This window comes from Pseudomonas sp. A25(2017) (assembly GCF_002001065.1).
Taxonomy (GTDB): domain Bacteria; phylum Pseudomonadota; class Gammaproteobacteria; order Pseudomonadales; family Pseudomonadaceae; genus Aquipseudomonas; species Aquipseudomonas kilonensis.
This window is the reverse complement of sequence record NZ_MUOA01000125.1, coordinates 1-6,815: the sequence shown is the minus strand read 5'-3', so window position 1 is coordinate 6,815 and position 6,815 is coordinate 1. Positions and strand designations below refer to the sequence as shown.

Sequence of the window (6,815 nt, the reverse complement as noted above, 5' to 3'; positions counted from 1 at the left end):
GTTTAGGGGGCTGCTTCGCAGCCCAACGGGGATAAATCCCCTCGCCACAAAAACTAGTGACGTCCCGTTTCGAGTTGCCAGCCCCCCAAACCCCTCCTAAGATCGTTGCTCTCACGGGTGCAGCGGAGCTGCCCGATAAAAACCCGACTCAAGGACCTGACATGACCCATATCAAACGCCCCATCACCACCCCACCCCGAAGAGGCCTGACCCGCGAAGACCTCTGGGAGGGCCAGGACCGGGGCCTGATCAAATGCTGGGAAATCGGCCGCGACCGCGCGGTGAAGTTTCCCGAACTGGCGCAACGCTGCCTGGCCGGTGAGTTGCCGGTACTGGGGTGGAAAGGTGGCGTCAGCCGCAGCCTGAAGAAAAACGAAAAATTCGGCTGTCTCAAGTACCTCGCCCAATGGCAGGGCCTGCGCGGTGAAGACCTGGACATCGACTTGACCCAGGAGCGCACCCTGACCTGCTCCAGCACGAACATGATCGTGACGTTCACGCCGGATCGGGCCAAATACGTGAACCAGGAACCCGCCTGACCGCAACGGCACGACGCCGACGACGGTGTGGGGCCTGCGCCGGCACACGATGAAGACGTCGAGCACTTCACGGGGCTCTATGAGCGCCGCGTGCTGGCGGGTGTCGACCACAACATCCCACAGGAAGCCCCCGAGGCCACGCTCAAGGCATTGCTGGATCTGCTTGAGGGCTGACGGCGAAGCGCTCGCGATAGGCCTGTGGCGTCACTCCCATGGCCCGCAAAAAGCTGCGGCGCAAGGTTTCCTCACTACCGAAGCCACATTGCACCGCCACCCGTTTGATCGACACAGCGGTGTCGGACAACAGGCGGCGAGCGGTTTCCACGCGAATCAACTCCACCGCCCGCGCCGGGGTCTGGCCGGTGTCGGCGCGGTAGTGCCGCACAAAGCTGCGTTCGCTCATACCGACCTCGGCGGCCAGGCTCGACAGGCCCAGGTCGCGGGTGAGGTTTTCGGCGATCCAGGCATGCAGGTCATCAAACCGACTGCCCTGCTTTTGCAGCGACAACGTCACGCTGAACTGTGATTGCCCACCGGGACGCTTGAGGAACACCACCAGCTGCCGGGCGACTTCCAGCGCCACCGCGCGGCCCAGGTCCTCCTCCACCAGCGCCAAGGCCAGGTCGATACCGGCCGTGACCCCAGCCGAGGTCCAGACCGGACCGTCGTTGATGAAAATCGGGTTGGGTTCGACCCGCAACTGCGGATGCTGCTCGGCCAGTTGTTCGCAGCGGGTCCAGTGCGTCACCACACGCCGCCCGTCCAGCCAACCGCTGGCGGCCAGCAGGAACGCCCCGGTGCACACCGACGCCACCCGTCGCGAACGCCGGCCGTGCTCCTTGACCCAGGCCACCAGTGCCGGATTCTTCGCCGCTTCGTACACGCCCCAGCCACCGGCGATCAACAGCGTGTCGCTGCCTTCACTCGGCAGCGGCTCGGCTAACAGCGCCAACCCTGCCGAGGACATCACCGCCCCACCACCCACAGCGATGACCGTGGGCGTGTAGGGCAACGGCAGGCCTTGCTGGCGAGCCAGGTCGTTGGCCGAGGCAAACACCTGCAAAGGCCCGGTGACATCCAGCACTTGCACGTTGGCGAAGGCCAGCACATGAACGGTTTTCGGTGGCTTGGGCATATTGGCGTGATTCGTGGGTTTATTGGCGTATACGCCAGAGCCTACGGATCTAAAGTAAAACCGTCCACCCCTCGGGCATCATCCAAAGGAGCACGCGACATGACGCTGCAGATCGGTTTGCTGTTATTCCCCCAAGTCCAGCAGTTGGACCTGACCGGCCCTTATGACGTACTGGCCTCGTTGCCAGACGTGAAGGTCCACCTGATCTGGAAGGACCTGGCGCCGGTCACTGCCAGCACCGGGCTGGTGTTGCTGCCCACTACCACGTTCGAGGACTGCCCGAAGCTCGACGTGATCTGCGTTCCCGGCGGGACCGGCGTCGGCCCCCTGATGGAAGACGAGCAGACGCTGGCCTTCATCAAGCGGCAGGCCGCCGAGGCGAAATACATCACGTCCGTGTGCACTGGTTCGCTGGTGCTTGGTGCGGCGGGCCTGTTGCAAGGCAAACGCGCCACCACCCATTGGGCCTATCACAGCCTGCTGCAAACCTTGGGCGCGACACCGGTCAAGGATCGCGTGGTCCGCGATGGCAACCTGCTCACCGGTGGCGGCATCACGGCCGGGATCGATTTTGCCTTGACCCTGGCGGCCGAACTGTTCGACCAGGACACCGCCGAACTGGTCCAGCTGCAGCTCGAATACGCCCCTGCCCCGCCGTTCAACGCCGGCAGCCCGGACACCGCACCAACGCGCGTGCTGGAAGAAGCCCAGCGGCGTGCGGCCGAGTCGTTCCGGGTGCGCTCGCAGATCACCCAGCGTGCTGCGGCGCGGTTGGAGCGGGTGTAGCGATAAGCCCCCAGCCAGGCATAGCTGGGCTGGGCTGTGGGAACTGAGCTCATCTGTGGGAGCAAAGCTTGCTCGCGAAACAGGCGCCTCTGTTTCTGGAAAGACCGCATCGCCTCTATCGCGGGCAAGCCTTGCTCCCACACAGCAGGGCCCGCCACAGAGCTCAGGTTTCCCTCATGGCGATACCACTCGCTCATGAGGGTTCTCCTGTCGGGTCAACTCGATTCAAAACGGGCTGGCAGTGGGCCGCACGATCAGTTCGCTGACGTCCACATCCGCTGGTTGTTCGATGGCGTAGGCGATTGCCCGGGCGATGGCTTCGGCGGGAATGGAGATCCTGCGGAACTCGCGCATTTCGGCACGGCCACCTTCATCGGAAATGCTCTCGGCCAGTTCCGATTCGGTCACGCCAGGGGAAATCACCGTCACCCGTACATCACCCCCGACTTCCTGGCGCAAACCCTCGGAAATCGCCCGCACGGCAAACTTGGTGGCGCAATACACGGCGGCCGTCGGGCTGACGGCGTAGGCACCGATGGACGCGATGTTGATGAACTGGCCGCTGCGCTGGCGCTGCATCAGCGGCAGGCCGGCGGCGATGCCGTGGAGCACGCCACGGATGTTGACGTCGATCATGCGGTCCCACTCCTCGACTTTCAGCGCCTCGAGCTTGGAGAGCGGCATGACCCCGGCATTGTTGATGATCACGTCGACCCGACCGAATCGCTCGACAGCAAAGTCGATCAACTGCTGGACATCCTCGCGGCGGGTCACGTCCACCGCTTTGCAGACCGCCTGCTGGCCGATGGTTTCGAGTTCCTGCACCAGTGTTTGCAGACGATCGATGCGCCGGGCGCCAAGCACGACACGGGCACCGCGAGCCGCAAGCAACCGCGCCGCCGCTTCACCAATCCCGCTGCTGGCGCCGGTGATGACCACTACTTTGTTTTGAATATCGGACATGATGGTTCCCTCGTCTGGATGTGTTGCCCCGGTGGGAGCGTTTTGACAGGTCCAGATTAGGGAACCGACCACGGCCTGGGTTAGCCGGATCCTCCTGCGCACTTGCACGATCCTGTGGCGATAAAACCGACTCTGGCCGACAGCCGCGCAATCGGCTTTACTAGCGCGGTCCACTCAATTTGGCCTGGGAGATTGATCGGCATGTCGGTATCCACGTCCATCCACATTGCGCCAGACGACGGCGTCAGCCAGCGCCGCGCCGAACTGGCGAGCCTGATGAAGCGCTTTGCGCCGGAATACGGCGTCCACCCTACGGCCATCGAGGCCTTGCACCTGATCCGTAGCGACCAGCCGACCGAAGCCCTGCACACCGTGCACAAGCCTGGTTTATGCGTGATTATCGAGGGACGCAAGGAAGTGCGCCTGGCGGACGAATGCTACGTGTATGACCCACTCAATTATCTGGTCGTCTCGGTGACCCTGCCGCTGGCCGGCCAGGTGATTGAAGCCAGCCCGGAGCACCCCTACCTGTGCATCCGCCTCGATATCGACCCGGCTCAGATCTGCCGCCTGATTGCCGACGCCAGCCCTATCGGCGTGCCGGCCGAAAGAACCGGACGCGGGTTGTTCCTGGACCGTATCGATACGCCATTACTCGACGCGCTGTTGCGCTTGTTGCGGCTGTTGGACAGCCCGGACGATATCGCCACCCTCGCGCCGTTGGCCCAACAGGAGATTTTCTACCGGCTGCTGCGTGGTACCCAAGGCCAGCGCTTGCACGAAATCGCCATTCCCGACACCCAGACCCATCGCATCAGCCGTGCCATCGAGTGGCTCAATACCCATTACGCCGAACCGCTGAGCATCGACAGCCTGGCACAAATGATCAATCTCAGCCCTTCGGCGCTGCATCACCGCTTCAAAGCCGTGACCGCCATGAGCCCGCTGCAATACCAGAAACAACTGCGCTTGCAGGAAGCTCGACGGTTGCTGCTGGCAGAGAACAGCGACGTTTCGTCAATTGGCTACAAGATGGGGTATGAAAGCCCTTCGCAGTTCAGCCGTGAATACAGCCGTCTATTTGGCGCCTCCCCGAGCAAGGACATCGCTCGTTTGCGTGCCCAGGCACTGCAAGCCAGTAGCGCCTGATCCTGCACACAAACAGGATCAGGCAAAACCAGGACAGTATCCGTCTAACGCCCGCCCCGCCTCGCCCCTAATCTGAACCCATGCAGCAAAGACAACCGTCGCCGCTGCAACGGGTTCAGCAGATCACGACATCTGAACGACCCGGCACTCAACCCTTGATATGACCGGAGTCTTTACCATGAAAACGTTCAACACCTTGATCGCCGTTACCACCTTCGCCCTGAGCGTCAGTGCGTTTGCCCTGCCGAGCCAGCAACAAGACCGTTTCTTTACCCAGGCTGGCGATTACCAGCAGCCAGTGGCCGCTGATGGTACGGATCGGACGCCGGGAGGGCAGACCTTGGCTGCCGATGGTGCCGACCGGACGCCTGGAGGTCAGACTCTCGCTGCCGATGGCGCGGACCGGACGCCTGGGGGCCAGACTCTCGCTGCCGATGGCGCGGACCGGACGCCTGGGGGTCAGACTCTCGCTGCTGATGGTGCGGACCGGACGCCGGGAGGCCAGACCTTGGCTGCCGATGGCTCCGACCGCACCATGACCCGGCGCCTGGCATGATCAGGCCACTTTTTCACAGACGAAAAAAAACCCGCCTAGGCGGGTTTTTTGAGGACCAATTTGACTCCCTGTCCGGCATTCCATGCCTGGTCCAATCATCCATGACCCCGAGCACTCCCTGTACCCAGTGGATGAACATAGATTAGGCCCATCGGTATTGTGGAAAAAGACGACAAAGCAGCAACGGTGTGTAAGCGTTTCGCTATAGGGCGCTTTCCTGACTTTTTAACGGGCGAAAAAAAACCCGCCGAAGCGGGTTTTTCCAAGACCATTACGACTCCCTGTCGATAGCCAATCCTTGCATGGTCGATCGTCCCTGATCCTGAGCACTTCCTGTGCTTCAGTGGATGAGTCCAGATTACGCCTCGGATCCAAAATGAAATAGACGACATAGCTACCATTTCATGTAAGACATTCGCTATACCTACCCTTCCGAAACCCCTTAGCCCCATCCGCCGGCCAAGCTCAAGACTTGTTCAGGAACGCTTCAATGTTGGCCATCTGCTCGTCCCAGCCACGACTGTCCATGCGAAAAGCCTTGAGCCGGCGAGCTTCAGGAATTTTGTTGAAACCTGACTCCACGACTTTGAGTAAGGTGCCGCCGTCCATGTCTTCGAGTTCGAATTGCACCCGGGTTTCGGACTCTTGGGAATAATCCGTCTGCGGCTCGACAGCGTACGGGTGCCAGCGAAACGAGAAGACCCGCTCGGGCTCCACCCGCTCCACCGCTACGTCCCAGATGAGGTGTTCGTAACCTGGGTAAGTGATTTGCCCTTGGGTACGCTCCCCTGCCACAAACCGTTTCCCCTCAAGGGCGACACCGAACCATTGGCCGAAAGCTTCGGCATTGGCCAGGGCTCGCCAGACATGAGAGCGCGGAGCCTTGAGCAGGATCTTTCTTTCAATGCGGTCGGATGAATGCATGGGTCACCTCCTGTGTTTCAACAGTAGGCTTGTAAGACCACAAGGCCAACCAGAAAGTTGTATCAGGACCGCCTTCTTTAAAACTGCATGGAGCAATGTAAACTCACCCGGCGTTTTCACCCCCCTCAAGGAGAGACCAAACATGTCCCCGCGCTTGCTTCTGGCCCTGATGCCGCTGCTTTTCGTCACTGTTGCCCAGGCCGACGACTGCGCCGACGCCACCACTCAAGGCGAAATGAACCAATGCGCAGCCAAAGAAAACAAGGCCGCCGACAACGAGCTGAACAGCTTGTACAAGCAGATCACAGCACGCCTGAAGGACAACCCGGAGGCCAAGCAGATGCTGGTCAAGGCGCAGCGTGCCTGGATAGGTTTCCGTGATGCCGAATGCAATTTCTCCGCCTCCGGGGTCGAGGGCGGTAGCGTCTATCCGCTGATCTACAGCAATTGCATCACCGCCCAGACTAAAGCCCGGGTCGAGGCATTCAAGACCTATCTCAAGTGCAAGGAAGGGGATCTGAGCTGCCCAGTACCCGAGGCTTAAGGGCCTGGATGCAAAAAAGGATGACCTCTACAGGTCATCCTTTTTTTGGCCAAAGCTTTTTATTGCAGGCAAAAACAAAACCCCTACCTGCGTCAGCAGATAGGGGTTTCGGAATTTAATCTTGACGATGACCTACTCTCACATGGGGAAACCCCACACTACCATCGGCGATGCATCGTTTCACTGCTGAGTTCGGGATGGGATCAGGTGGTTCCAATG

At 60.9% G+C, this 6,815-nt stretch carries 8 protein-coding genes, 1 rRNA gene and 1 pseudogene; 6 read left to right on the top strand and 4 right to left on the bottom strand.

What is annotated here, in order from left to right:
• Positions 1-161 precede the first annotated feature (161 nt).
• Together B0E42_RS28320 and B0E42_RS30925 are read left to right on the top strand one after the other, a co-directional pair.
• Complete coding sequence (locus B0E42_RS28320) at positions 162-539, top strand: hypothetical protein (RefSeq protein WP_018609413.1); 378 nt, start codon at positions 162-164, stop codon at positions 537-539.
• A 15-nt stretch (positions 540-554) separates the two neighbouring features.
• Positions 555-713, top strand: a pseudogene (locus B0E42_RS30925) (alpha/beta hydrolase); the annotation flags it as partial.
• Here B0E42_RS30925 and B0E42_RS28315 read toward each other — a convergent pair.
• Entirely contained in the window at positions 682-1,674 is a 993-nt protein-coding gene (locus B0E42_RS28315) for a GlxA family transcriptional regulator (protein WP_053180765.1), read from the bottom strand. The pseudogene B0E42_RS30925 and the gene B0E42_RS28315 overlap by 32 nt on opposite strands.
• A 99-nt stretch (positions 1,675-1,773) precedes the next feature.
• Between B0E42_RS28315 and inhA the strand changes: the two genes are divergently transcribed.
• Positions 1,774-2,460, top strand: a complete 687-nt coding sequence (gene inhA / locus B0E42_RS28310; protein WP_053189549.1) for an isonitrile hydratase — start codon at positions 1,774-1,776, stop codon at positions 2,458-2,460.
• A gap of 225 nt (positions 2,461-2,685) precedes the next feature.
• On the opposite strand, the gene B0E42_RS28305 is transcribed toward inhA, so the two are convergent.
• Positions 2,686-3,423, bottom strand: a complete 738-nt coding sequence (locus B0E42_RS28305) for an SDR family oxidoreductase (protein ID WP_077508636.1) — start codon at positions 3,421-3,423, stop codon at positions 2,686-2,688.
• Positions 3,424-3,624: 201 nt separating this feature from the next.
• On the opposite strand from B0E42_RS28305, the gene B0E42_RS28300 reads away from it, so the two are divergent.
• Both B0E42_RS28300 and B0E42_RS28295 read left to right on the top strand, forming a co-directional pair.
• Positions 3,625-4,572: an AraC family transcriptional regulator gene (locus B0E42_RS28300; protein ID WP_018609418.1), complete on the top strand. Its 948-nt coding sequence runs from the start codon at positions 3,625-3,627 to the stop codon at positions 4,570-4,572.
• A gap of 178 nt (positions 4,573-4,750) precedes the next feature.
• Positions 4,751-5,128: a hypothetical protein gene (locus B0E42_RS28295; RefSeq protein ID WP_053189551.1), complete on the top strand. Its 378-nt coding sequence runs from the start codon at positions 4,751-4,753 to the stop codon at positions 5,126-5,128.
• A gap of 465 nt (positions 5,129-5,593) precedes the next feature.
• Here the strand turns inward: B0E42_RS28295 and B0E42_RS28290 are convergent, their stop codons facing one another.
• Positions 5,594-6,052 carry an SRPBCC family protein gene (locus tag B0E42_RS28290; RefSeq protein WP_018609420.1) on the bottom strand — a complete coding sequence of 153 codons (459 nt, stop codon included), beginning with the start codon at positions 6,050-6,052 and terminating at the stop codon, positions 5,594-5,596.
• 142 nt (positions 6,053-6,194) lie between these two features.
• Here B0E42_RS28290 and B0E42_RS28285 point away from each other — a divergent pair, with 142 nt between their 5' ends.
• The gene (locus tag B0E42_RS28285; RefSeq protein WP_018609421.1) at positions 6,195-6,596 is read left to right on the top strand and encodes a lysozyme inhibitor LprI family protein; all 402 of its coding nucleotides are present in this window, start codon (positions 6,195-6,197) and stop codon (positions 6,594-6,596) included.
• Positions 6,597-6,715: 119 nt separating this feature from the next.
• Here the strand turns inward: B0E42_RS28285 and rrf are convergent.
• Positions 6,716-6,815, bottom strand: a 5S ribosomal RNA gene (gene rrf, locus B0E42_RS28280); the annotation flags it as partial.